Source organism: Ralstonia edaphi (genome assembly GCF_958350185.1).
Taxonomy (GTDB): domain Bacteria; phylum Pseudomonadota; class Gammaproteobacteria; order Burkholderiales; family Burkholderiaceae; genus Ralstonia; species Ralstonia edaphi.
Genome location: NZ_CATWHI010000009.1, coordinates 96,833 through 119,186, shown reverse-complemented (window position 1 = coordinate 119,186; position 22,354 = coordinate 96,833). Strand labels below are relative to the sequence as shown.

At 64.2% G+C, this 22,354-nt stretch carries 26 protein-coding genes; 19 read left to right on the top strand and 7 right to left on the bottom strand.

Annotated elements, in window-relative coordinates:
• Window positions 1–38 precede the first annotated feature (38 nt).
• The 9 genes from R2669_RS23695 to R2669_RS23655 all read left to right on the top strand — a co-directional run bounded on the left by R2669_RS23695 (window position 39) and on the right by R2669_RS23655 (window position 9,990).
• On the top strand, window positions 39–353 hold the full coding sequence (locus tag R2669_RS23695; RefSeq protein WP_316902299.1) for a hypothetical protein: 315 nt from the start codon (window positions 39–41) through the stop codon (window positions 351–353).
• A gap of 171 nt (window positions 354–524) precedes the next feature.
• Complete coding sequence (locus R2669_RS23690) at window positions 525–2,828, top strand: LamG-like jellyroll fold domain-containing protein (protein ID WP_316902297.1); 2,304 nt, start codon at window positions 525–527, stop codon at window positions 2,826–2,828.
• Window positions 2,829–2,994: 166 nt separating this feature from the next.
• Window positions 2,995–3,969, top strand: coding sequence for a MerR family transcriptional regulator (locus tag R2669_RS23685; protein ID WP_261796961.1), 975 nt, complete (start codon window positions 2,995–2,997; stop codon window positions 3,967–3,969).
• Window positions 3,970–4,068: 99 nt separating this feature from the next.
• Window positions 4,069–4,797, top strand: a complete 729-nt coding sequence (gene folE, locus R2669_RS23680) for a GTP cyclohydrolase I (RefSeq protein WP_147213935.1) — start codon at window positions 4,069–4,071, stop codon at window positions 4,795–4,797.
• A gap of 28 nt (window positions 4,798–4,825) precedes the next feature.
• Window positions 4,826–6,121, top strand: a complete 1,296-nt coding sequence (locus R2669_RS23675) for an NAD(P)/FAD-dependent oxidoreductase (protein ID WP_316902296.1) — start codon at window positions 4,826–4,828, stop codon at window positions 6,119–6,121.
• The gene (locus R2669_RS23670) at window positions 6,118–6,885 is read left to right on the top strand and encodes a DUF1365 domain-containing protein (RefSeq protein ID WP_316902295.1); all 768 of its coding nucleotides are present in this window, start codon (window positions 6,118–6,120) and stop codon (window positions 6,883–6,885) included. The genes R2669_RS23675 and R2669_RS23670 overlap by 4 nt, the downstream gene beginning before the upstream one ends.
• Window positions 6,882–8,081 carry a class I SAM-dependent methyltransferase gene (locus tag R2669_RS23665; protein ID WP_316902294.1) on the top strand — a complete coding sequence of 400 codons (1,200 nt, stop codon included), beginning with the start codon at window positions 6,882–6,884 and terminating at the stop codon, window positions 8,079–8,081. The genes R2669_RS23670 and R2669_RS23665 overlap by 4 nt, the downstream gene beginning before the upstream one ends.
• Window positions 8,082–8,083: 2 nt before the next feature.
• On the top strand, window positions 8,084–8,860 hold the full coding sequence (locus R2669_RS23660) for a DUF1295 domain-containing protein (protein WP_316902293.1): 777 nt from the start codon (window positions 8,084–8,086) through the stop codon (window positions 8,858–8,860).
• A 29-nt stretch (window positions 8,861–8,889) separates the two neighbouring features.
• Window positions 8,890–9,990: an SAM-dependent methyltransferase gene (locus R2669_RS23655; RefSeq protein WP_316902292.1), complete on the top strand. Its 1,101-nt coding sequence runs from the start codon at window positions 8,890–8,892 to the stop codon at window positions 9,988–9,990.
• A gap of 15 nt (window positions 9,991–10,005) precedes the next feature.
• On the opposite strand, the gene R2669_RS23650 is transcribed toward R2669_RS23655, so the two are convergent.
• Window positions 10,006–10,548 (bottom strand): DUF2878 domain-containing protein, encoded by a 543-nt coding sequence (locus tag R2669_RS23650; RefSeq protein ID WP_316902291.1) that lies wholly within the window; start codon window positions 10,546–10,548, stop codon window positions 10,006–10,008.
• Between R2669_RS23650 and R2669_RS23645 the strand changes: the two genes are divergently transcribed.
• Window positions 10,525–11,157 carry a lipocalin family protein gene (locus R2669_RS23645; RefSeq protein WP_316902290.1) on the top strand — a complete coding sequence of 211 codons (633 nt, stop codon included), beginning with the start codon at window positions 10,525–10,527 and terminating at the stop codon, window positions 11,155–11,157. The genes R2669_RS23650 and R2669_RS23645 overlap by 24 nt on opposite strands.
• 11 nt (window positions 11,158–11,168) lie before the next feature.
• On the opposite strand, the gene R2669_RS23640 is transcribed toward R2669_RS23645, so the two are convergent.
• Window positions 11,169–11,705, bottom strand: coding sequence for a chalcone isomerase family protein (locus R2669_RS23640; RefSeq protein ID WP_428984283.1), 537 nt, complete (start codon window positions 11,703–11,705; stop codon window positions 11,169–11,171).
• Window positions 11,706–12,047: 342 nt separating this feature from the next.
• On the opposite strand from R2669_RS23640, the gene R2669_RS23635 reads away from it, so the two are divergent.
• The gene (locus tag R2669_RS23635) at window positions 12,048–12,659 is read left to right on the top strand and encodes a lipocalin family protein (protein ID WP_430708838.1); all 612 of its coding nucleotides are present in this window, start codon (window positions 12,048–12,050) and stop codon (window positions 12,657–12,659) included.
• 76 nt (window positions 12,660–12,735) lie between these two features.
• Here R2669_RS23635 and R2669_RS23630 read toward each other — a convergent pair whose 3' ends face one another.
• Both R2669_RS23630 and R2669_RS23625 read right to left on the bottom strand, forming a co-directional pair.
• Window positions 12,736–13,233, bottom strand: a complete 498-nt coding sequence (locus tag R2669_RS23630; RefSeq protein ID WP_147213943.1) for a YciE/YciF ferroxidase family protein — start codon at window positions 13,231–13,233, stop codon at window positions 12,736–12,738.
• A gap of 37 nt (window positions 13,234–13,270) precedes the next feature.
• A complete protein-coding gene (locus R2669_RS23625; protein ID WP_316902288.1) occupies window positions 13,271–13,783 on the bottom strand; it encodes a ferritin-like domain-containing protein in 513 nt (170 codons plus the stop codon).
• A gap of 153 nt (window positions 13,784–13,936) precedes the next feature.
• On the opposite strand from R2669_RS23625, the gene R2669_RS23620 reads away from it, so the two are divergent.
• The 4 genes from R2669_RS23620 to R2669_RS23605 all read left to right on the top strand — a co-directional run bounded on the left by R2669_RS23620 (window position 13,937) and on the right by R2669_RS23605 (window position 17,605).
• Window positions 13,937–14,149: a hypothetical protein gene (locus tag R2669_RS23620; RefSeq protein WP_316902287.1), complete on the top strand. Its 213-nt coding sequence runs from the start codon at window positions 13,937–13,939 to the stop codon at window positions 14,147–14,149.
• Window positions 14,150–14,221: 72 nt separating this feature from the next.
• A complete protein-coding gene (locus R2669_RS23615; protein WP_316902285.1) occupies window positions 14,222–16,159 on the top strand; it encodes a S9 family peptidase in 1,938 nt (645 codons plus the stop codon).
• A gap of 61 nt (window positions 16,160–16,220) precedes the next feature.
• Window positions 16,221–16,919: a DUF421 domain-containing protein gene (locus R2669_RS23610; RefSeq protein ID WP_316902283.1), complete on the top strand. Its 699-nt coding sequence runs from the start codon at window positions 16,221–16,223 to the stop codon at window positions 16,917–16,919.
• A complete protein-coding gene (locus R2669_RS23605) occupies window positions 16,919–17,605 on the top strand; it encodes a DUF421 domain-containing protein (RefSeq protein ID WP_316890880.1) in 687 nt (228 codons plus the stop codon). Before R2669_RS23610 ends, R2669_RS23605 begins: the two co-directional genes overlap by 1 nt.
• Before the next feature lie 71 nt (window positions 17,606–17,676).
• Here the strand turns inward: R2669_RS23605 and R2669_RS23600 are convergent, their stop codons facing one another.
• From R2669_RS23600 to R2669_RS23590, 3 genes are all read right to left on the bottom strand, one after another.
• Entirely contained in the window at window positions 17,677–17,919 is a 243-nt protein-coding gene (locus tag R2669_RS23600) for a hypothetical protein (RefSeq protein WP_316902281.1), read from the bottom strand.
• Window positions 17,920–18,024: 105 nt separating this feature from the next.
• A complete protein-coding gene (locus R2669_RS23595) occupies window positions 18,025–18,444 on the bottom strand; it encodes an Hsp20/alpha crystallin family protein (RefSeq protein WP_316902279.1) in 420 nt (139 codons plus the stop codon).
• Between the two features lie 33 nt (window positions 18,445–18,477).
• Window positions 18,478–18,921: an Hsp20/alpha crystallin family protein gene (locus R2669_RS23590; RefSeq protein ID WP_147213952.1), complete on the bottom strand. Its 444-nt coding sequence runs from the start codon at window positions 18,919–18,921 to the stop codon at window positions 18,478–18,480.
• Between the two features lie 189 nt (window positions 18,922–19,110).
• Between R2669_RS23590 and R2669_RS23585 the strand changes: the two genes are divergently transcribed.
• From R2669_RS23585 to R2669_RS23570, 4 genes are all read left to right on the top strand, one after another.
• Window positions 19,111–19,752: a diguanylate cyclase gene (locus tag R2669_RS23585; RefSeq protein WP_316902277.1), complete on the top strand. Its 642-nt coding sequence runs from the start codon at window positions 19,111–19,113 to the stop codon at window positions 19,750–19,752.
• Window positions 19,753–19,925: 173 nt separating this feature from the next.
• Window positions 19,926–20,243, top strand: coding sequence for a co-chaperone GroES (locus tag R2669_RS23580; RefSeq protein WP_004628765.1), 318 nt, complete (start codon window positions 19,926–19,928; stop codon window positions 20,241–20,243).
• Window positions 20,244–20,344: 101 nt separating this feature from the next.
• The gene (gene groL, locus R2669_RS23575) at window positions 20,345–21,967 is read left to right on the top strand and encodes a chaperonin GroEL (protein ID WP_147213954.1); all 1,623 of its coding nucleotides are present in this window, start codon (window positions 20,345–20,347) and stop codon (window positions 21,965–21,967) included.
• A gap of 110 nt (window positions 21,968–22,077) precedes the next feature.
• Entirely contained in the window at window positions 22,078–22,329 is a 252-nt protein-coding gene (locus tag R2669_RS23570) for a hypothetical protein (RefSeq protein WP_147213955.1), read from the top strand.
• Window positions 22,330–22,354: the final 25 nt, after the last annotated feature.

Sequence of the window (22,354 nt, the reverse complement as noted above, 5' to 3'; positions counted from 1 at the left end):
GGCGGCGATGGCCTTGTGGCGGCCCGGCGGATCGCCGTATGAGCCTACTGTCGCTGCCTGCAAACGGTGTTGATGCACCCGCAGGATTGCAGTGTCATCAATCCCTGAAGATGCCGCTGCGTGCCGGCGAAGCGCATGGCGCCGGGCATCCGGCATTCGCACGCAGCGTCCAAATAGACGCTTGGGTTCTATGCGTTGAATCGCGTTTCAAACCGGTCGCGATTGGATGTGCATGGCTTAAAGAAATGCCTTTGTCACACGCGATTCCTACCATGCGGATGCCAATCGATGCGACCGATTCAATCCATGAATCGCAGGCAATAAAAACAGCATCGAACGCATTCGCTATCTGAGGTTTTTTGAGAATGTTGTTTCTCAAAGGCTCAGCGCGGTTGATCTGTGTCGATGAGAATTGCGCTTTTCCGGCATCACTTCCATTTCCCTTCGAGCGTTGGACCAACCCTGCGAATTGCGACGGCAATCGCTTTGCCTTCTGGGTAGCCAAAAACGTAACGGAGAGAACCATGTCAATGAAAAGTCGGGTCGATCAACTGGAGGTGACGCTGGATGATCTGGCCGCTGTTCCTGAACTGAAGCGCAGGCAACTGCTGCGCATGATGCTGGCCTCGTCGGCGGTTGGCCTGTCGGGCCTGCTGAGCGGATGCGGTGGTGGAGATTCAGCGGATGCCTCAACGGGCTCCGGCTCAACGGGCACGGGCACGTCACCTGGCTCGGGGGATCCGGGCACCGGCACGGCCACGCCGAAGCTGGTGTCGTCATTTACGTTGGCGGCGTTGCCGGATACGCAGTTCTATCCGCGCTATGCATCCGCAAAAATGGGCGAGTTGTATCAAAAGAATTATCCGACCATCAATCCGCAATTCGACAATCCATTCAAAGCGCAAACGCAATGGATTGCCCAGAATGCAAAAGCGCTGAAACTGGCCTTTACCACCCATCTTGGCGATATTGTCGATCAGTCCTGGTATTACACGTCTGAAGGTTCGGCGCCGTGGAGCGCGAGTACCGATTTGCTGAGCAACAGCCAACTCAGCAACGGCACCGTCACCAAAGAATGGGAACTGGCGAGCCAGGCAATGCAGGTGCTGGAAAAAGCCAACTGCAATTATTCGATTTGCGCCGGCAACCACGATGTCGGCGCCATCGGTTCGTCAATGCAATGGGGGCCTGACTGGGGCGTCGGCGTTTCCGGCTTCGACAACACCGACGGATACCAGGACGGCGGCAGCCACCGCCAAGGCTTGCTGGAGCCGTATCTGAAAGTGTTCCCGACCGCGCGCGCCCAACAGCAGTCAACCTTTGGTGGCCGCCACGGCTCGGGCTTTCACGAGTACCACGTCTTCAAGGCGGAGGGGAATCAGTTTCTCGTGCTGTCGATGTCGTGGCGCGCTTCCGACGATGCGATTGCATGGGCCAATTCGGTCATCGCAAAGAACCCCGGCATTCCGGTCATCCTGATTTGCCACCAGCTTGCGGGCATTGGCCCGGATGCAGTGACGGCGGTCGATACGGCGTATTCGAACTACCTGTGGGACAAGCTGATCAAGAATAACGACCAGATTTTCATGGCCGTGTCGGGTCACTATCACGGCTCCTGCAAGATGACGAAGAAGAATGCCGCCGGCAACGACGTCATCTTCATGGTCGTCGATTATCAGATGGCGTATATGGGCGGCAATGGCCTGATGCGCCTGTTCGAATTCGATCTGACGAACAACAGGATCGTCGCCAGTTCGTTCTCGCCGTGGGTGCCGGTCAAGCCGGAGGCGAGCCTGAACCAGTTCGATTCGGCGTGGCTGACGGCGGACAACCAGAACTTCTCGATCGACATCGATTTTGCCAAGCGCTTTGCCGGTTTCAATCCCGGCTTCAAGGCGGCGGCCGGCTCGGTGTCGGGCAGTCTGACCGACGTCGCCAAGGGCCTGATCCTGGCGAACTATCACAACCCGCCGCAGGACGCGGGCAAGCCGGCCTCCGGCCCGAACGACTACCCGGTGGTGCCGAACACCTTGGCGCACTGGCGCTTCTACAACACGGCTGCGGCCGAAGGCGAAGCGCTGTCGCCGTATCAGCCCGGATTCCAGATCAAGGATGCCTCCGTGCCGGGCGATACCACGGCCGGCGCGAACCCCATTTCGCTCAACACGTGGATGGGAGGTCAGCCGGGCGACCTTGTCTGGTCGAAGGATCATCACCCGCTGTCTTCCGCGCCCGGCAGTCTGCAGTTCAAGAACGCCAACCAGACGAGGTCTTCGTATTTCACGACCGATACCGCTTCGCCGCTGAACGTACAAACGTTTGCCAACGGCTACACGATCGAGGCGTTCCTGAAGATCGATTCGGCCTGGACCGCGCAGAACAACGCGTGGATGGGCATCCTGTATCGACTTGGCGCGCGCAGCGCAGCCACCGGCGTGTCATGGCCGGGCGATGTCGACCAGGGCGACACGATGGCGATGTTCGCGTTTTCCAACCTGATGGAGTTCCAGTGGGAGGTGATCCCGACCGACAACACCGAGAACCTGGCGTGCTGGTCCGGTGGTGTGTCGGCTGGGCAGTGGCTGCACGTTGCCATCGTCAACGACGGCAAGGGCAGCACGACGATGTACGTGGAAGGCGCGCCCATCCTGCGCAACAACAGCGGGATGAACGGCATCCGCTACGTGGCCAGCAACCAGCAGATGGCCATCGGCTGCGCGCAGTACGGCGGCAGCATGGGCAATGGCTTTTTCGGCAGTCTTGGGGAGATGCGGATTGTCGGCGCGCCGCTGCCACCCAGCCAGTGGCTGACGGCACGCGCCTCGTAATGTGAGGATGGCTCCCGCCGCTGCGGTCGGCGGGAGCGCGGCGCGGAATATCGACTCAAATCCGACTCATGCGTGTGCAAAAAGCGCGTTACGCGCTTCATTTCATTGACGATGTTGGCCGTACAGCGTTTCATGTCAGCAAAGCAGCTCTTGCATGGAGACGCACGTGCCACAAGAAGACAACGCGGCCCCGATGTACCGAAGCGGAACGGCCGCCCGCATGGCCAAGATGCCTGTATCCACCCTGCGCGTGTGGGAGCAGCGCTATGGCGTGATTTCACCGACCAAGTCGGAGTCCGGCCAACGGTTGTATTCGAGCGAGGACGTCCGGCGCCTCGCACTGCTGCGCGCGCTCGTCAACCAGGGCCACGCGATCGGCGCCATTGCGCATGCCGACAGCACTGAACTCGAACAACTGCTGGAAAACGCCCGCGCCGCTGAGGCCCCGGGGCCCGCGCCGTCCACCGCTGCAATTTCACTTGTGGTCTGTGGCGCCGTGCTCGCAGAACGCGTGCGGCGCAGAAAAAGCACGCTTGCCTCACTGGGCATCGAGCCCGTCATCGAGTTGCCCGCGCTCGACGGCGAGACACACCTGGAGCCTCCGCCACGCACAGACGCCTTGATCGTCGAGGCCGCGTCCCTGCATCCGGAAACGGCCGAAGCCGTCTTGGCCGCGGCACGCCGGTGCGGTGCCAGTGCCGTCGGCGTGATCTACAGCTTTGGCACGGTGCGCGCCACCGACATGCTGCGCGCGGCTGGCGTGCGGCTGTATCGGGAGCCCAACGCGCAAGCTGAACTCGACCAAGTCCTGCAGGAGCTGGCGCAGCTCGTGCGCGTGGATGCCGTCTACGGAAAGCTCGAACCGTTGCGGCGCAATGCGCGCAGGTTTACGGACCGCCAGCTCGAGATCTTCGCCAACGCATCGCAGACGATTGCCTGCGAGTGCCCACGGCACCTCGTCGGGCTGATACGCCAGCTCGACGCGTTCGAGCGTTTCAGCGACGGCTGCGCGGTGCGGTCTGCGCTCGATGAACAGCTCCACCGCCACCTTGGGGACGTCGCGAACCGTGCCCGCTTGATGCTCGAAGACGCGATGGAATTCGCCATTCGGGCCGAGACGCTGAATCCACCAGCGAGTTAGCTGCGTATAGGGGCGCATACGCCCCATTCACCTCGCTCGTAGGCGCCTCTGAGGCGGCATGAGCGGTGAGTGCACCGCCGATTTTCGGAGGCAACTTCAATGAAACTGACTTTGGATCCGCCCGGATTTGCCGGGGCGGCTGGCAGCGTGCCGCTTTCTGTCCGGATTCGGGAGCGGTTGATGAGCGCCGGCCACCGCTTTCACGCCAATGACAACATCGCCGCCTACCTGCGCGAAGGCGAACTCGATCTGCTCCAGGCAGAGGTTGAGGAGCGCCTGCAGGCCGTGCTGCGCGCGCTCGTCATCGATGTGGAGCAAGACCACAACAGCCGGGAAACCGCGCGCCGCGTGGCCAAGATGTTCGTGCGCGAGGTGTTTGCCGGCCGCTACGTCGAAGCCCCCGAAGTGACGGCGTTTCCGAACGCGGAGCGGCTCAACGAGCTGATGGTGGTCGGGCCGCTGCGGGTGCGCAGCGCCTGCTCGCACCACCTGTGTCCGGTGATGGGGCGCGCGTGGGTTGGCGTCATGCCGCGCCAGGACTCCCAATTGATCGGGCTATCCAAGTACGCCCGGCTGATCGACTGGGTCATGAGCCGTCCGCAGATCCAGGAAGAAGCCATCAAGCAGATCGCCGATCTGCTGGAAGACCGCATGGCGCCCGACGGCCTGGCCGTTGTGCTGGAAGCCGAGCACTACTGCATGCACTGGCGCGGCACGAAAGACGACGGGTCGCGCATGGTGAGCAGCGTGATGCGCGGCGTGTTCCTGACCGATCCCAGCTTGCGGCGCGAGTTTCTTGCGCTGCTGCCCGGCCGCCACGGCGGATGAGCGCCCAGCCACCCCAAGAGGCATCGCCTTGAACATTCTTCAGTTTCCTGCAAAGCGCATTGCCGTGGTCGGCTCGGGCATCTCGGGGCTGGCGGCCGCGCATTTCCTTGCGAAGCGGCACGACGTGACGCTGTTCGAGGCGGCCCCTCGGCTTGGCGGACATACCAATACGGTCGACATCGAAGAAGGTGGGCGGGTCTTTGGCGTCGATACCGGTTTTCTCGTGTTCAACGCGCGCACGTATCCGAACCTGATTGCGTTGTTCGACGAGCTGGGCGTGGCGCATTGCGAGAGCGACATGTCGTTCAGCGTATCCGTCGACGGCGGGGCGCTGGAATGGGCCGGCACCAGCCTCAGCACGGTCTTCGCGCAACCGCGCAATCTGGTCTCGGCGCGGTTCCTGTCGATGCTGAGCGACATCCTGCGCTTCAACCGCCAGGCGCACGCCAACCTGGCCGTGGCGCGCAATGAACGCCACAGCCTCGGCACGCTGCTGGCAGCCGGCCGCTATGGCGAGCCGTTCTGCGCGCACTATCTGCTGCCGATGGCCGCCGCCATCTGGTCGACGCCGAGCCGCGAGATCCTGGCGTTTCCGGCCGAAACGTTCCTTCGGTTCTGTCTGAACCACGGCTTGCTGCAGGTCTTCAACCGGCCGCGTTGGCGGACCGTCAAGGGCGGTGCGCGCAGCTATGTGCAGGCGATTGCCGGCCGGCTGGCCGATGTGCGTGTCGCCACGCCCGTGCGAGGCATCCGCCGGGCAGAGGCCCATGTCGATGTCCGTACGGATGCGGGAAGCGAGCGCTACGACGCCGTGGTGCTCGCCACGCATGCGCCGCAGACGCTGCAGCTGCTCGACGATGCCACCGACGACGAACGCGCCGTGTTGGGCGCTTTCCGGTATCAGCCCAACACCGCATTCCTGCATCGGGATACCCGCCTGTTGCCGCGTCGGCGGCGCGTGTGGTCGGCGTGGAACTATCTGGATGCGCCCCACGCCGGTACAACGGCGAGCGCGCCGTGCGTCAGCTACCTGCTGAACCAGCTGCAGCCGTTGCCGGTGTCGACGCCCGTGGTGGTCACACTCAATCCATCCGCGCCGCCCGCGCCCGAGCTTGAGTATCGGCGCTTCGAATACGAGCATCCGGTGTTTGATCAGCCGGCCATTGACGCGCAGGCCCGCCTGCCGGCATTGCAAGGCCGTGACCGCACCTGGTTTGCGGGTGCCTGGACCGGCTACGGATTCCACGAAGATGGCCTGAAGTCCGCCCTGCGCGTGGTGTCGGATTTCGGCTGCGCGCCAGCCTGGGCACAGGTGGCGCCATGAACGGCGACGCCCAGCTTCTCGTCGGCCAGGTCATGCACCGTCGCCTGCGGCCGGTCGCCAATCGCTTCGTCTATCCGGTGTTTGCCGTGCGCGTGAAGCTCTCCGCGCTGGGTCGCCTGACGGGGGCGTGGTTCGGCGTCGACTGCCTCCGCCCGTTGTCCTTGCGCGTGCGTGACTACGGCCCGCGCGACGGCACGGACCTGCTCACGTGGATACGCGGCGTACTGCGCAGCGCGGGTTTGCCTGCCGATGGCGAGGTCTGGCTGCAGACCTTTCCGCGCATTGCCGGCTGGATGTTCAACCCCGTCTCGTTCTGGTATTGCCACGACGCGGCCGGCACGCTGCGCGCGGTCTTGGCCGAGGTCAACAACACCTTTGGGCAGCACCATCGATACCTGCTGTGCGCGCACGACGGCGGAGCCATCGACGCGTACACCGTGCTGACGTGCCGCAAGCAGCTGCATGTCTCGCCGTTCTGCCGGGTCGAGGGCGGCTACCGGTTCCGCTTTACGGAGACCGCTGCAACCGCGTTGGTGCGTATCGATTATCACGACCAAGACGGCCTCTTGCTGCAGACCGCCATCGGTGGCCGGCTGCAGCCTTTTGATGCCGCCCACCTGCGGCGCGCGCTGCTGCGCCAGCCCTTGCTTGCACTGCAGGTCATCGGCCGCATCCATTGGCAAGCCGCGCGCCTGTGGTTCAAGGGCGTGCCGTTCTTTGGCCGTGCCCCGCACGACAGATCTTCTCCGGAGAATTCCCGATGACAGCCTCGCGCTCCCTGACTTGGGTGCCGCCTCATGTTCCTGCGGCCGGCCGGCTGTTCGTCGCCCTGGCCGGTCGGTTGCGGCACGGCTTCCTTCACCTCGTTACGCCCGATGGCGATGTGCGAATCGGCGATGCCGCATCGCCCCTCGTGGCGGATCTGCGCATCACCGACTGGCGCGCCTGCGGACGCATCCTGCGCAGCGGCGACGTGGGCTTCGCCGAGGCGTATCGCGACGGATGGATCGACTCAGCCAACCTCCCGAACCTGCTGCGACTGGCCATCGTGAATGCCGCTACGCTGGATCAGGCGATCTTCGGGAATGCGTTGGCGCGTTCCGTCCTGCGCCTGCGCCACCTGATGCGCCGGAACAGCCGCAAAGGCAGCCGCCGCAATATCCATCTGCATTACGACCTGGGTAACGATTTCTATCGCCTCTGGCTGGACGAGGGCATGGCGTATTCGTCGGCCTGGTTCAACGGCAATCTTCGGCATGGCCTTGCTGAGGCGCAAGCCGCGAAGTACCGGCGCGTGTGCGACCTGCTGAGAGTGGAGCCCGGCATGGAGGTCCTGGAAATCGGCTGCGGATGGGGCGGTCTGATGGAGATGGCCTGTGCACGCGGCGCGCATGTGCACGGCATCACGCTCTCTGAAGAGCAGCGGCGCTACACGGCCGAGCGCCTGGCCGACGAGCCACGGGCCCGTGTGGATCTGCGCGACTATCGGGACCTGGATGGTGCGTACGACGCCATCGCGTCCATCGAGATGTTCGAGGCCGTGGGCGAGGCTTACTGGTCGACCTACTTCCAGACACTGGTGCGCTGCCTGCGGCATGGCGGGCGGGCGCTGGTGCAGAGCATCACCATCGACGAAGCGCACTTCGAGCGCTATCGCGCCGGCACCGATTTCATCCAGCAGTTCATCTTCCCCGGCGGCATGTTGCCGAGCCGCGAACGCTTCATCCGGCTGGCCGAACAGCACGGCTTTCGTGTGGTCGACCGGCTCGACTTCGGCCGCGACTACGCAGAAACACTGCGCCGCTGGAGCCAGCGTTTCGAAGCCCGGCTCGATACCGTGCGCGCACTCGGCTTCGACGAGCCCTTCATCCGCATCTGGCGCCTGTACTTCGCCTACTGCGAGGCCGGCTTTGACGAGGGCCGGATCGGTGTGTCGCAGTTTCTGCTGCAGCGGGGGTGACGATGTCGGCGATCGGCGTTGCACTGGTTGCGCTGGTGTTTCTGGTGGCGGTGTTCAGTGCCGTGTGGGCGTGGCAGCTGCGCAGCAAGAACGCCGGCATGGTCGACCCGGTGTGGGCGTTCTCGCTGGGCGTGGTGGCGTTGCTCTACGCGGCGCTGAGCACCGGTTCATTGCCGGCACGCTTGCTCGTCGGGGCCGGCGGAGCGGTGTGGGGTGCGCGCCTTGGCTGGCACCTGTGGCGTCGCAACGCCGGCAAGCCGGAAGACGCGCGCTACCGCAAGTTGCGTGAGGAGTGGGGGCCGGCCGCATCGCGAAACATGTTTGGTTTCTTCCAGTTGCAGGCGGCGGTGTCGATGTTCCTGTCGATCGCGTTTGCCGTGCCGAGCTACCGGCCGGATTCTCCCAGCGCTTTCGCCATGGCGGTTGCCGTGGCGCTGTGGCTGATTGCGGTGGCGGGCGAGGCCGTGGCAGACGGGCAGTTACGCCGCTTTGCTGCAGACCCGGCCAGCCGGGGCAAGACCTGCCGGGTGGGGCTGTGGCGCTACTCGCGGCATCCCAACTATTTCTTTGAATGCGTGCACTGGCTGGCCTACGTGCCGTTGGCGATCGGCACGCCGTGGGCATGGCTCACGCTGTTGCCGCCGGTGGCCATGGCCTGGCTGCTCGTAAAGGTCTCCGGCGTTCCCATGCTCGAAGCCCATATGCGTGCCACGCGCGACGACTATGCCGAATACGCCCGCACAACGAGCGTGTTGATTCCCTGGCCGCCGCGCCACTGACACCCGACGTACAGATCCAAGGAGCCCACATGACTGCACTGTCTACGCCCACCCTACCGCCGCAGGCTGCGGCCGACGCCAGTGACGGCTGGCTCATCCAGTGCTGCGAGCGCGGATGGCTGCCGGATGCGCTGGTGCGCGCCGGCATGCGCGCCCTCATGCGCCAACGCTTGCGAGACGAAGGTCTGAACGACGGCGAACTGCGTTCGCGGCGTTTCAATGCTCTGCTGGACGAGCTGCACAGCAGCCCCATCGCCATTGAGACAGATGCGGCCAACACGCAGCACTACGAATTGCCGCCCGCCTTTTTCGAGGCCCATCTGGGGCCGCAGTTGAAGTACTCCTGCGCCTTGTACCCGACCGGGAACGAAACGCTGGCCGAGGCCGAAGAGGCAATGTTTGCGTGCTACGCCGAGCGTGCCAGTCTGGCCGACGGGCAGTGCATTCTCGACTTGGGCTGCGGCTGGGGATCGTTGTCGCTGTGGATGGCCAAGCGCTATCCCAACGCACGCATCGTGGCGTTGTCGAATTCGCGGGGCCAGCGCAGCTGGATCGAGGCTCGCGCTGCCGAGCGCGGCCTGACGAACCTGACCGTGCACACCGGAAACATCGTCGATTTCGAGTTTGCCGAGATGCCAAAGGGCGGCCGCTTTGATCGCGTTGTCTCGATCGAAATGTTCGAGCACATGAAGAACTACGGCCTGCTGCTGGGCAAGATCGCGCGGTGGATGCGACCGGACGCGGTGCTGTTCGTGCACATCTTTGCGCACCGCACGCTGGCGTATCACTTTCAGGTGCAGGACGGCACCGACTGGATGTCGAAGTACTTCTTCACCGGCGGCACGATGCCATCGGAGGCGTTGCTGCTGGAGTTCCAGGACGACCTGCGCATGGCGCGGCATTGGTGGGTCAGCGGCACGCACTACGCGCGCACCGCCGACCATTGGCTCGCCAACCTGGACACGGCCCGTGATCGTTTGATGCCGGTGTTCGTCCAGACCTACGGCAAGGCGCAGGCGGCCGTGTGGTTTCAGCGCTGGCGCATGTTCTACCTGGCGGTGTCGACGTTGTTCGGCTATGCAAACGGCAACGAATGGGGCGTGGCGCATTACCGGTTCGTCAAACGGTAATGCGCGCGGCGGCAGTCAGGGCGCGATGCCGGTTCCGTCGCTGTGCTCGCCCATCCGCACCAGCAGCGGCATCCATATCGCCCAACCGACAGCCAGCGCGCCCAGCGTGGCAGCCATCTCCGGAATGTGTGCCGCCCCGAGCGCGGCGCCCGCACGAAACGAGAGCGGGCCGGCAACGGCCCCAAGCGCCATCGCCAGCCACCATCTGCCGCGCAGCCAACGAAAGAGGACATTCACTTGGATCGCGAACAGCACCCACAGCGCCAGCAGCCAGGGCGGTGCGAATCCGGCCCACAACGTGCCGTGCGGATAGGCGATGAGGCCGGCGCGTATCAGGACGGTTTCCCACGGCGCCGCCAGCATCACGACCGACAGTACCAGCCGCAATTCCCGCTGCGGCTGGCGGGCTTGCCGCAGGTGCAGCGCGAGCAATCCGGCGACGAAGACGATGCCGATCCACGCGGCGTCGCGCGCGGCACTCAACACACAGACAAACCAGCCGGCTTGTCCGGCGATTGCATAGAGGAGCGCACGATGAGAACGCATCGAAGAGGCCACCGGTGGCTCACGCTGTCAGGTTGGGCGCGTTGGCTCGCAGTCGTCACGCTGGCATTTGCCAGCGCGGCCTGCTCCGGCCCCCCGCCGAATCCCAACCCGCGGGCGGCTGTGCCGCTGAAGACCGTACCGGTCGACCTGCCGCGCTACATGGGTCGCTGGTATGTCATCGCCAACATTCCGTACTTCGGCGAGCGGGGCAACGTCGGCAGCTATGCCGAATGGTCGCTGCGGCCCGATGGCCGTATCGACGATGCCTACGTCTATCGGCCCGGCAGTTTCGACGCGCCGTTCAAACGCATGCAGTTCGTCGATTCGGTGGTGGACGGCAGTGGCGGCGGCGAATGGCGTGTGCGGTTGTTCTGGCCCATCTATGTGTCGCAGCTGACGCTGTATGTTGACCCCGAATACCGCGTGACGCTGCTCGGCTATCCGGACAAAAGCCTCGGCTGGGTGTTCTCGCGCGACCCCAACATGAGCGACGCCGACTATCGGGCAGCACTGAGCCGTTTCGACGCGATGGGTTACGACATTTCCCGTTTCCGGCGCGTACCGCAGTTCCCCAGCCAGATCGGGCAACCGGGCTTCCAGTCGCCGGGAGACGCCAACTAGCCGTGCGCGCATCAACGTGACTTGCCCAGAAGGTGTCGGCGCAAGGACGGCGCGCGCGTGCCGGGTGCCAGCCAGATATCGAAGAAGGCGCGCGCGAACGCGGGATCGTTCACCTCGGTCGTCAGTTGTCCATTCGCGTAGAAGCGCGCACCGCGTCCGGGCAGATACACGCCGCACAAAGTGTCGCCCGGTTTGACATCGGGGAAGGCGGGCGTCATGGCGCGCTGCCATTGCGCGAGCGTGTCGTCGGGCGGGACGGGGCTCTGGAGCCGCCGGATTTCGTCGATGGCGGTTTCGATAAGGCGGCTTCGCTCCACTGCGCGCCGGTATGTCACTTCCAGTGCAAAAGGCGCGTCATAGCTGGGCGGAAGTTCGGCGCTCCATAGCTGCGCATCGTAGAGGCAGAATCCAAAAAGACACAGCGCACCCTTTCCGGAGAGTTGCGGCGCGGGCACGGTGTCACGGCAATCGGCCCACGCTCCAACGCTGATGAGCGTGCACAGAACGAGGAGGGCGGTTCGAGCGGCGTGAGTGCATTTGGCGGGCATATCGCAAGGTGCGCGCACCGGTGAATTCAGCGATGAACAGACGGCTTGTTGGAGTCTACTGACGGCACGGTGGATCGGGGACTACGGGCACGAAGTTTTCTTGATGCATTTCCTGTTCAGCAGTTGCGCCGCTGTACAACAGCGGCATTGACCGGACGTAGGTGGGCATGTCGACTCAAAGCGTCTTCATTGGCGGAAAGGCGTCATGTGTTCTTCTGCATTGCGTTGACGCGCGGCACTACGCGGCGTCTTATGGCGCAAGCGCGGTATTTATTCGGGAGGACTCAGATGGCAGATACGTTGACACACGCGTCGCGACTCGTGAGGCGCGCGCGGCATGCGTTGAGCTCGTTGAGGGGGATCGGCGTTGCGCAGCATGCCGGCGGTGCGCGCACAGTCCGTGGACGCCTGCACTGGCTGGCCCCGGTGGTTGCATGCGCGGCATTCCTGGCGGCATGCGCACCGACGCGTCCACCCGAAGGCATCAGCGCCGTCACGCCGTTCGACCTACAGCGCTACCAGGGCCGCTGGTATGAGCTGGCCCGGCTGGATCACGGGTTCGAGCGCGGCTTGACCGATGTTTCCGCCACGTATCAGCCGCGGCCCGACGGCAGCGTCCGCGTGGTCAACCGCGGCTTCGACCCGGCCAAGGGCGAGTGGCGCGAGGCGGTTGGCAAAGCGGTGTTCATCGGCGACGACCATACCGGCTCGTTGAAGGTGTCGTTCTTCGGGCCGTTCTATGGCGGGTATCACGTGGCTGCGCTCGACGCCGACTACCGGTGGGCCCTCGTGGTCGGGCCGAACCGCAGTTACTGCTGGGTGTTGGCACGCGATAAACATCTGGGCGCGGCACAGCGCGAGGCCATCGCCGCGCGCGCCCGGTCCCTGGGAATCGATACCGCTGCGCTGATCTGGATCACGCATGAACGGCAGGATCCTGTCGGGCCGACATAAGGGTCCGCCACGCCGGGCAACCTGAGGGCTGGCGGTTTGCCGCCATCCCACCATCCACGCCGGCGTGGCGCGGCTCCTACGAGGCGGCGCTCGCTTCGCGATTGGCGGACTGTTCCGCCAGGCGGGTCAGCTTGGCATCCGTCGCCTTTTCCTCGTCCAATGTGCTGACGATCAGCGGCACCGCTTCATGGAAGCCGATCTCCTTCGCGAGGGCCGCGAGCGTGCCATACGAGGCGATCTCGTAGTGCTCCACCTTCTGGGCAGCGCCGATCAACCCGGCATCGAGAACCGGACCTTTCGGGATCTCTTCGATCAGCTCGTTCGCCTCTTCGATCAGGCCCTCCATGGCAGCGCACTTCATGCGCTTGAGCTTGATGGCGCAAGTCTCGACGATCTGATCGATTCTTTCGATCTGACCTTGTGTTTCTTCCAGATGGCTTTGGAATGCCTCCGAAAGCGCTTCGTTCTGGGCGGTGCGGGCGAGCTTGCCCAGCGCTTTGGCCAGTTGCTTCTCTGCGCTGTAGATGTCGGACAACGAGTGGACGAACAGGTCTTCAAGGGTCTTACGTGTCATTGGTATCTCCGGACGAGGCATCGTGGAAAGGGCGAAATCAGCGCTTGGCTTCCGCGCCCGGGGTCTCGGCGCGGGTCAGGAACGTCGTCGTGACGGACGCGAGATGCTCGGCCAGCCAGGCCGCCATGGCCTGCTCTTGCGGGAGGATGGCGTCGCAAACGCGCACGGTCTCGGCGTCGCCGCAATGCTCGGCGGCCGCGCGCAAGCTGGTGTAGGAGGCGATCTCCATATGCTCGAAGACGTAGCTCGCCATCGAGCCTTTGACGACTTCGTCCGAGACCACCATGCCGCTCAGCCCTTGGCCAAATGCCGCAATACGGGCGGTGATGTCTTTCACGACGGAGGTGCTTCCGCCGAGGCGCCGGATGCACGAATCGACAAGACGCTGCTGCTCCAGCGTCTCTTCAATATGGCGATCGATCCGCTCCTTCAGCTCCGGATAGTGTTCGAGCCGGCCGGATTGTGCGCGCAGCATCTGCTCCGCTTGCTGTTCCATCGCGTGCGCATCGCGCAGCCAGTCGAGTAGGTGCTCCTGGGCAGACGTAGTCATGTTCGCTCCTGATTGGGTGGAGCGAACGGCAACGCAACGAACGGGCCTGGGGGCTGAACGTCTTGCCCTTTCCGCCTGGCCGCCACGCGGCACAACCGTTGCTGAAAGCTGAGGGCGCAGGCGAAGGGCTTGAGCAAAACAACGGAGCAAGCAATGACCAACCAGAACCGCACTGAAGAGAACCGCAGCGAATCCCGCCGCGATGAGCGCCAGGAAAACCGCCGCGATGAAGATCGCCAAGAGGGTGGCTCGGCACAGAACCGCCGTGAAGAGCGCCAGGAGGAGCGCAGCGAGGAACGCCAGGAAAGCCGCCGGGAAGAGGACCGCGAGCGCCGTGAAGAAGACCGTGAGCGCCGCCAACAATAAGCGCGAGTACTGACGCGACCCGGCCCCGCCCCGCTACCGCGCCGGCGGGGCCTTTTCTTGTGCGAGGACGACATGACACGCCCGTTTTCTATCGACGATATCTCGCGCTATGAGCGCATCACAGACGTAGCGGCGTGCCGGGTGTCCGACCGCATTGCCTACTGTGTGGAATCCGTTCATGGCGACACGTACTGTTCGGCAATCTGGATCGCGGGCGATGAAGAAACTCCATGGCAATTGACCGCCGGGACAGCACTGGAGACGGCCCCGCAATGGGCGCCGGACGGAGGCAGCCTGGCGTTTCTTTCCGATCGGCATGGCGGCGCGCCGCAAATTTACAGCGTGCCCTTACGGGGCGGAGAGGCGCGGCAGGTCAGCCGTTTGCCGCATGGCGTACAGAGCTTCATGTGGTCGCCCGACGGCGCGTCGCTGTTGGCGGTTGCGCTGACGGAGGTGGCGCCGCCCGAAGCAACCCGCGGCAAACGCCGCGCGGAGGGCGTCCATGTCGTTACCGAAGTGCCGTACAAGCTTGATGGCGCCGGCTTTACGCTGAACCCCCGAGCGCACCTGTTCGTGGTGGAGGCGGCGACCGGCGAACACCGTCAAGTGACGCACGGCCGGTATGAAGTCCGGCACGCAGCGTGGAGCCCAGACGGGCAGACGGTGTATTACACGCGTACCCGCGAAGGAAGATTGACGCATCGCACCGACATCTGGGCCGTACGGCAAGACGGCAGCGACATGCGGCAACTGACGGAGCAGGTCGCGATCGTGCAGGACCCGCAGCCCTCCCCAGATGGTCGTTGCCTCGTGTTTGCAGGAAGCGAATCCGCTGGCGATTCCCAGACGCGCCTTTGGCGCGTTGACCTGCAAAGCGCGCAAGTCAACGCGTTGGGCGGTGAAGACTTGGAGATCGTCTCAGGAAAATCGTTGAGCTGGGCCGAAGGCTCGGACGCGGTCTATGTAATCGCAGCCCGCAACGGGCTGCAGGAGGTGGCGCGTATCGATGTTGTGTCGGGGGCGTACCAGACGCTGGTGGCGGGGCAGCGGCATGTCTCTGCGATGGCCATGACGCAGGACCGCCTGTACTTTTGCGCGACATCGATCGCAGAGCCCGAGCAGCTCTATGCATGCCTGCACAGCGGCGAACACGAGCAACAGGTGAGCGCGACCAATGGGTGGTGGTACGAGCGAACCCGCCCCGACGTGCGCTACGAGTCGTTTGTGGTGCAAACCGATGAAGGCCGGGAAGACACCGTCTGGGCTTGGGTGATCCGCCCACCCCAACCGTGTCCCGCCGGGCCGCTATTGCTGGACTTTCATGGCGGCCCCGCAAGCTATGTGCTGCTGGCCTATGCCTCGCATCCTTACTGGAACATTCTCTGGTCTCACGGCTGGACGATTGTGGCTGTCAACGCCGTGGGCTCCAGCAGCTTCGGACGCACCTTCTGCGACAGGCTGCGTGGTCGTTGGGGCGAGCTTGATCTTCCGCAGCACTTGGCCGTGGCGGATGCCTTGCATGAGCAGGGCGCGCACAACGGCGCCATCGCGGCGGCCGGCAAGTCCTATGGCGGCTATCTGTCGGCATCGGCAGCGTGTACCACCGACCGGCTGAAAGCGGTGGTGGTGTCGGCTCCTGTAGCTGACCTGCGCAGTCACTTTGGCACGTCTGACTCCGGCCCCTATGCGGACCCGTATGCGCTGGGCGGCAGTCCGTGGGAGGCCGTGCACACCTACGACACCTTGTCGCCCATCTACCATGCCCCGCGCGCCACGACACCGGTGCTGCTGTTGCAGGGGATGGACGACGAACGCTGCCCGCGTGGCCAATCCGAACAGCTCTTTGCGACGCTCGCACGCAGTGACGCGGCCCCGGCCGAGCTGGTCCTGTACCCGGGCGGCGGCCATCATTTCTTTGAATCGGGGCGACCCTCCTATCGCGAAGACGCTGCCGCGAGGGTGGTTGACTGGCTGACCCGCTGGCTCGGGCTTGGAGGGGCCATCGAGTAGGCGCCGCGTGGGCACGCGCAATGCGAGCAAGCCGGCAGCCTTGTAGCCCACGTGCCAACTCATGCCCAACGTCCCTCTGAGTCTCGTCGACTGGTATCGCTTTTTCTTTGGCGATGCATCCGCCGACTTCCTGCCCGAAGTGCTGCTGCGCACGTGCGTGACGTATGTCTTGCTCATCGTGGCAATGCGCCTGCTCGGCAGACGCGTTGCGGGACAATACACGCTGTTCGAAATATCCATTGCGGTGACGCTTGCAGCGGCCATCGGCGTGCCGCTCCAGACTGCAGAGCGCGGACTCCTGCCGCCGCTTGTGATTGCCGCCGTGGCGATCGTACTGCAGCGTGCACTCGCGCGCGCTGGCTCCACGCATCGGCGCTTCGATACGCTGCTCTCTACGGATGTGACGTTGCTCGCCTCCGACGGCCGCCTCGACCACGCCGAGCTTTCCCGCTCGGGCATGCCGCGCGAGAAGGTCTTCCAGGCGATGCGCATCAAGGGCTGGCAGCACCTCGGCCAGATCAGCCGGCTTTACATGGAGCCATCGGGTTCTTTCTCGTTTATTCCTGCCCGGCCCGCGCGCCCGGGGTTGTCTGTCCTCCCTGTCATTGACGAAACCCTGCGCGCCGAAGGTCGCATGCAAGGCTGGTCCGCCTGTATTGCATGCGGCAACACGATCGAGAAGGAAGATCTGCACGGACACCGATGCGACCGCTGCGGCTCACGAGACTGGACCTATGCCGTCACGGAAGTGGAGTGCTGATGGACTTTATCGAGCGCCTGCTGGTCGGCGATGCATCGTGGTCGTTCCTCATGGAGGTGGTGCCGCGCGCGGTGCTGGTCTATGTGCTGTTGCTCGTGTCCATGCGGTTGATGGGCAAGCGGATGGCGGCGCAACTGAGCATTACGGAACTGGCCGTCGTCCTGATGCTGGGCGCGGCGATCGCGGGTCCGATCCAGGTGCCGTCGCAAGGCGTGATGCCGGCGGCCGTGGTGCTCGTGGCGGTGGTGGTCTTGCAGCGGCTGACAGCCAAGGCGGGCCTGCGCTGGCGCCGCTTCGAGGTGCTGGAGCAGGGCGATGTCACCATCCTCGTGAAAGACGGCCGGATGCTCCTGGACGAGCTGAAGCGGTGCGAGATGTCGCGCGAGATGCTGGCGTCCCACCTGCGCGCTGCCGATGTCGGCCACCTGGGCCAGCTACGGCGTGCGTACCTGGAGGCGTCGGGGGCGATCAGCATTGTCTGGCGCAAACACGAACGCCCTGGGCTGACAGTCAGGGCGGACATGGAGCGTTCACTGCTCGATGTGTTGGGTGCAGATGGATATTTTGCTTGCTGGAGCTGCGGCTTCACGGTTGCTGCTCGCGCACGTCCGGCGCAGCCTTGCGAGATGTGCCACGTCACCCGATGGGAATCGGCCGTGCACCTGTCTCAGGAGCCGTTGCATTAGCGGCGATGGGGCACGGGCGATGGGGCACGAACAACACAAGCAGGCAGCCGCGCGAGATGCGTATCGGTCGATCAGTCCTCCACGGCCGTCGATCCGGCTGCCGTGCGTTCATGGCGGTCAACGCGGTTCAACGCTCGCAGCACGGAGCGCCCGGTATCGGTGAGCCGCGCACGGTGGCGGTGTCCTTCGGCAGAGCGTTCGAGCATGACCAATTGGCGCTCCAGCAATGCGTCCAATTCAGCGCGGTTCATGTCGACCTGCTCGGGCGACTGACTGACCAACATCAGCGTGGCAAATTCGTGTGCACTCAGCATCTTTGTCTCCTAGTAACAAACAACCGTAACCAGGGGGCACGGTGCCAAATGCAGGCGCGCAAGGGGCGCGCCCGCTTGCAAGGCAAACAGCGGCCGGTGATGCGCTCAGCCGGCGAGGACTTCGATACGCCGCGGCTTCGCCTCGTCGCGGCGTGGGATGGTCAGCTTGAGAACCCCGTCGCGCAACTGCGCATCGATGCGCGAAGCGTCAAAGTCGGGGCTCAGCACAAAGGTGCGCGAGAAATGCGGGTGCCGAACTTCGCCGTGCTGCAGACGCAGGCCCTGCGGCGTCGGCACCATCAAGTCGGCATCGACCGTGAGCGTGCCGTCCTGCACGCGCACATCGAGCTTGTCGCGCGGCACGCCCGGCAGGTCGGCAAACAGGGTAATGCCCTGGCGGTTTTCAAAGATGTCGACAGGCGGTGCCAGATGCGTCTGGCATGTGGCGGGTTGCTCCGCCGGCTGCTTTGCGACCGTGGCATGGCCCGGCTGGGCGTGGGTCGCCAATTGTGTGGTGTCGTTCATGATGTGCTCCTTCATGCTTGCGCAAGCTGTGGCTCAGCCTTGCACGGTGATCTGACGCGGCTTCGATGCCTCCGACTTGCCGACGCTGATCGTCAGGCAGCCGTTGACGTACCGTGCATTGACCTTCTCGGGGTCGACGTCCTGTGGCAGCTCGATCACGCGCCGGAACGCGCCGGTGAAACGCTCGTCGGCATACACGCGCGTATCGTCGGTCATCTCGAAATCCGGGCGCTTGCGTTCGCCGCTGATCGTCAGCAGCCCCTTGTCGATCGAGACGTCGATCTGCGCGGGGTCGAGCCCCGGCGCGAAGGCGACGATCTCGATGGAGTCATCGGTGCTGCCAATGTTGACGGGAGGAAAGGTGCCGATGCGCGTTGCGCGCAGGCTGGCGGGCACGCCCGCAAAGAGACTGGCCATCTGCCGGTGCAGGCGGTCGAACTCGCCCAGCAGATCGGTGCCAAAAAACAGATCGCTCATGGCTGGCTCCTGGTGGGGCCCGCTCGGAGACTGAACCGAACTACGCGCTCCAGTTCATCCGTCCGTGGCGGGCCACTGACAAACAAATCGAAACACGCAGCGCGAGAACCGCGACTGCTTGACGACACCTAAAATAGGGAGGCAAGCGGAAATTTCAAGAGGCCATTCGATACGTCATTCGGAGGTTTCATGGACCTTTTCAACGCAGTGCACGAACAGATGGATGCGGTACGCCTGCCGTTGGTCGCGGTCACCGTGACGGCGGCCCGCCGACCGAATACGCCGCTCGTGGCGATCCTGCATTGGCACGGATTCCGCCGCGCCAGTCCGCTCGTGTTACCGGGAATCGACATTCCGCCGCGCTCCGTGCCGGGCTCGGCCATTCAACTGACGCACGCCTGGCATTGCGTCGAAGCCGTTGACGAGGCGCTGCTCGATGCCGCCTGGCAGCTCGGCGCATGGGACCTGGAGCGTGTTGAGCGACGCGGTTGCAACGTGGTGGGTGCATCCGCAGGTGAGGCGCTCGCATGCCGTCAGGCATTCGGCGATTACGAAGGCGCTTCGGCGGACGAGGCACTCATCGACGGCGCGCCCGATCGCGCCGAGCTGATGCAGCTCGCCGCTGATGCAGGCTACCTGCGCTGGCTGTTCCGACCCGTCAAGGGCGGCGTGTGGCGGCAGCTTGATGAGCCGGACGACACGCTCGGCCCTGATGGCGGACGGGAACCGCCGTGTCCTGTGCTGCCGATACCGCCGACACCGCGCCAGCGGCCGGCACGCGGCCGTACGGTCTATCGCCTGGGAGCCGTCCGGCGCATCCTTTTGCCTTGAAACATTTTGTTACAAAGTCGCTGTTTTTTCGCCTCTTGAACTCGCGGCGGGGCGCTTCTATTTTGCATTCCGCCAAGTCTTTGGCACGGCTTGCCTGCCCTGCCGGGCGCCCTGCTTGAACGGCGTGCAAGTCGGATTCCCTTTTTTGGTGATCTATCGCTCAGGAGATGGAAATGAAGATTCGTCCCCTCTACGACCGGGTTATCGTCAAGCGAATCGAACAGCAACGGACGACGGCCTCGGGCATTGTGATTCCTGATTCCGCCGCAGAAAAACCCGAGCAGGGTGAAGTCATCGCGGTCGGCACGGGCCGCTTGCTTCAGGACGGCACGCAGCGCGAACTCCAATTGAAAGTCGGTGACCAGGTGCTGTTCGGCAAGTACGCCGGGCAGACCGTCAAGGTCGATGGCGAGGAACTGCTCGTCATGCGTGAAGAAGACGTCATGGGCGTCATCGAAACCCACGCCGAGGCGGTTGCCAAGGCCGCCTGAAGCCTCGAGCCGCTCGCGGACACCGCCGGATACCGCCGGACACGCAAGGAGGCCGGTTGTTCGCGACGTGTTGAGTCAACGACTTATCCGGAGCAACAAACATGAGTGCAAAAGACGTCAAGTTCCACGACAGCGCGCGCGTCCGTATCGTCAAGGGCGTGAATGTTCTTGCCGATGCCGTGAAGGTGACGCTCGGGCCCAAGGGCCGTAACGTGGTCATCGAGCGCAGCTTTGGCGCCCCGACCATCACCAAGGACGGCGTGTCTGTCGCCAAGGAAATCGAACTGAAGGACCGCTTCGAAAACATGGGCGCGCAGATGGTCAAGCAGGTCGCGTCCAAGACCGCGGACATTGCCGGTGACGGCACCACCACGGCCACCGTGCTGGCCCAGGCCATCGTGCAGGAAGGCATGAAGCATGTGGCCGCCGGCATGAACCCGATGGACCTCAAGCGCGGTATCGACAAGGCCGTGGCCGCCGTGCTCGATGAGCTTCGCAATCTGTCGAAGCCGATTTCGACCAACCGCGAGATCGCCCAGGTGGGCTCCATTTCGGCCAACTCGGACGAGGCCATCGGCAAGATCATCGCCGAGGCCATGGAGAAGGTCGGCAAGGAAGGCGTCATTACGGTCGAGGATGGCAAGTCGCTCGATAACGAGCTGGACGTGGTCGAAGGGATGCAGTTCGACCGCGGCTACGTCAGCCCGTACTTCATCAACGACCCGGACAAGCAGGCGGCCTATCTGGACGACGCGCTGATCCTGCTGCACGACAAGAAGATCTCGAACATCCGCGACCTCCTGCCGATCCTGGAAGCCGCATCGAAGGCCGGCAAGCCGCTGCTGATCGTGGCGGAAGATGTGGAGAGCGAAGCGCTGGCCACCCTCGTCGTCAATGCGATGCGCGGCATCCTGAAGGTCGCCGCCGTGAAGGCGCCCGGATTTGGCGACCGCCGCAAGGCCATGCTCGAAGACATTGCCGTGCTCACCGGCGCAACGGTCATCTCCGAAGAAACCGGCAAGCAGCTCCAGAAGGCCACGTTGGAAGACCTCGGCCGGGCCAAGCGTGTGGAGGTTCGCAAGGACGACACCATCATCATCGACGGGGCCGGCGACCAGGCCAGCATCGACGCCCGCGTCAAGTCCATCCGCGTGCAGATCGACGAAGCCACGAGCGACTACGACCGCGAGAAGCTGCAGGAGCGCGTGGCGAAGCTTGCCGGCGGCGTTGCCGTCATCAAGGTGGGCGCGGCAACCGAAGTCGAGATGAAAGAGAAGAAGGACCGTGTCGACGATGCGCTGCACGCCACCCGTGCGGCCGTCGAAGAGGGCATCGTGCCGGGTGGCGGCGTGGCCTTGCTGCGTGCCCGCTCTGCCGTGCTGAACCTCAAGGGCGCCAACAGCGACCAGGATGCCGGTATCCGGATCGTGCAGCACGCGCTGGAGGCTCCGCTGCGCGCCATCGTCGCCAACGCGGGTGAAGAGCCTTCCGTCGTGATTGCGAAGGTTGCCGAAGGCAAGGGCAACTACGGCTACAACGCGGCCACCGGCGAGTACGGCGACCTCGTGGAAGCGGGCGTCGTCGACCCGACCAAGGTCACGCGCACGGCGCTGCAGAATGCCGCGTCTGTCGCCGGGCTGATCCTGACCACGGATGCGACCATCGCGGACGCACCGAAGGAAGACAAGCCCGCGCAAATGCCGGCACCCGAGATGGACTACTGAACCACGCAGTTGCGCTGCCATCGACTGGCCGGTTCGCCGGCCAGTGCAACTGCATTTCGGCGCCGCACGGTTTTGCGGCGGTGCCGCCTTTTTCAGGTTCGATCGCCACGATGAAGCTACAACTCACCATTGACGCGAAGCACCTCGACGTTGAGATCGATGATGTCGTTGCCGGCCTGCTGGCTGCGCGCCTGGGTTTGCCGGAAGGTGCCGACCACCGCGACGCGCTCGCGCGGCACCTCAGCGAGGTCAGCGCTCCGTGGGTGTTGGACGATGAACACATGCGCAAACGCGTGCTGCGTCGCCTCATTCTGGAGATCGCAGATCCGACGCTGTTGATGCGCCATCTCATGATGGACTAGCGGTGCGTGCCGGGATGCTCAGCAT

What these genes read in the sequence shown, in the direction of transcription:
- folE (WP_147213935.1), top strand. Translation starts at nt 4,069, where the DNA reads ATGAAACTGACTTTGGATCCGCCCGGATTTGCCGGGGCGGCTGGCAGC.
- groL (WP_147213954.1), top strand. Translation starts at nt 20,345, where the DNA reads ATGAGTGCAAAAGACGTCAAGTTCCACGACAGCGCGCGCGTCCGTATC.
- R2669_RS23610 (WP_316902283.1), top strand. Translation starts at nt 16,221, where the DNA reads ATGCCCAACGTCCCTCTGAGTCTCGTCGACTGGTATCGCTTTTTCTTT.
- R2669_RS23580 (WP_004628765.1), top strand. Translation starts at nt 19,926, where the DNA reads ATGAAGATTCGTCCCCTCTACGACCGGGTTATCGTCAAGCGAATCGAA.
- R2669_RS23625 (WP_316902288.1), bottom strand. Translation starts at nt 13,783, where the DNA reads ATGACTACGTCTGCCCAGGAGCACCTACTCGACTGGCTGCGCGATGCG.
- R2669_RS23595 (WP_316902279.1), bottom strand. Translation starts at nt 18,444, where the DNA reads ATGAACGACACCACACAATTGGCGACCCACGCCCAGCCGGGCCATGCC.
- R2669_RS23660 (WP_316902293.1), top strand. Translation starts at nt 8,084, where the DNA reads ATGTCGGCGATCGGCGTTGCACTGGTTGCGCTGGTGTTTCTGGTGGCG.
- R2669_RS23615 (WP_316902285.1), top strand. Translation starts at nt 14,222, where the DNA reads ATGACACGCCCGTTTTCTATCGACGATATCTCGCGCTATGAGCGCATC.
- R2669_RS23605 (WP_316890880.1), top strand. Translation starts at nt 16,919, where the DNA reads ATGGACTTTATCGAGCGCCTGCTGGTCGGCGATGCATCGTGGTCGTTC.
- R2669_RS23570 (WP_147213955.1), top strand. Translation starts at nt 22,078, where the DNA reads ATGAAGCTACAACTCACCATTGACGCGAAGCACCTCGACGTTGAGATC.
- R2669_RS23670 (WP_316902295.1), top strand. Translation starts at nt 6,118, where the DNA reads ATGAACGGCGACGCCCAGCTTCTCGTCGGCCAGGTCATGCACCGTCGC.
- R2669_RS23585 (WP_316902277.1), top strand. Translation starts at nt 19,111, where the DNA reads ATGGACCTTTTCAACGCAGTGCACGAACAGATGGATGCGGTACGCCTG.
- R2669_RS23590 (WP_147213952.1), bottom strand. Translation starts at nt 18,921, where the DNA reads ATGAGCGATCTGTTTTTTGGCACCGATCTGCTGGGCGAGTTCGACCGC.
- R2669_RS23620 (WP_316902287.1), top strand. Translation starts at nt 13,937, where the DNA reads ATGACCAACCAGAACCGCACTGAAGAGAACCGCAGCGAATCCCGCCGC.
- R2669_RS23665 (WP_316902294.1), top strand. Translation starts at nt 6,882, where the DNA reads ATGACAGCCTCGCGCTCCCTGACTTGGGTGCCGCCTCATGTTCCTGCG.
- R2669_RS23640 (WP_428984283.1), bottom strand. Translation starts at nt 11,705, where the DNA reads ATGCCCGCCAAATGCACTCACGCCGCTCGAACCGCCCTCCTCGTTCTG.
- R2669_RS23695 (WP_316902299.1), top strand. Translation starts at nt 39, where the DNA reads ATGAGCCTACTGTCGCTGCCTGCAAACGGTGTTGATGCACCCGCAGGA.
- R2669_RS23645 (WP_316902290.1), top strand. Translation starts at nt 10,525, where the DNA reads ATGAGAACGCATCGAAGAGGCCACCGGTGGCTCACGCTGTCAGGTTGG.
- R2669_RS23600 (WP_316902281.1), bottom strand. Translation starts at nt 17,919, where the DNA reads ATGCTGAGTGCACACGAATTTGCCACGCTGATGTTGGTCAGTCAGTCG.
- R2669_RS23655 (WP_316902292.1), top strand. Translation starts at nt 8,890, where the DNA reads ATGACTGCACTGTCTACGCCCACCCTACCGCCGCAGGCTGCGGCCGAC.
- R2669_RS23630 (WP_147213943.1), bottom strand. Translation starts at nt 13,233, where the DNA reads ATGACACGTAAGACCCTTGAAGACCTGTTCGTCCACTCGTTGTCCGAC.
- R2669_RS23690 (WP_316902297.1), top strand. Translation starts at nt 525, where the DNA reads ATGTCAATGAAAAGTCGGGTCGATCAACTGGAGGTGACGCTGGATGAT.